The organism is Dawidia cretensis (assembly GCF_018598175.1).
Classification (GTDB): Bacteria; Bacteroidota; Bacteroidia; order Cytophagales; family Cyclobacteriaceae; genus Ohtaekwangia; species Ohtaekwangia cretensis.
Genome location: NZ_JAHESE010000186.1, coordinates 1 through 278, shown reverse-complemented (window position 1 = coordinate 278; position 278 = coordinate 1). Strand labels below are relative to the sequence as shown.

The following is a 278-nucleotide window of genomic DNA, read 5'->3' as shown; positions in this document are numbered from 1 at the left end:
GGCTACAATTGGGATAACCAAGACAATAACTGTAAAACTACTTACGATTATAGAATGGACTTTACATTAAAGGTGCCTGCTGGAATACACGTAATGGTAAGCACAATCAACGAGGGTGATATTACGGTTGAAAATGTTAAGGGAGTGGTGGATGCAAACAATATCAATGGAAGTATTAAGCTATCTGATTTAGTACGCGAAGCAGAGGCTAGCACAATCAATGGAGATGTTGATATTGAGTATGATAAGAACCCTGTTAAAGACTGTCGCTTCTATAC

General features: G+C 38.1%; 1 pseudogene. It reads left to right on the top strand.

The window, feature by feature from the left end:
• Nucleotides 1–54: 54 nt before the first annotated feature.
• A pseudogene (locus KK062_RS30295) lies at nucleotides 55–278 on the top strand (DUF4097 family beta strand repeat-containing protein); the annotation flags it as partial.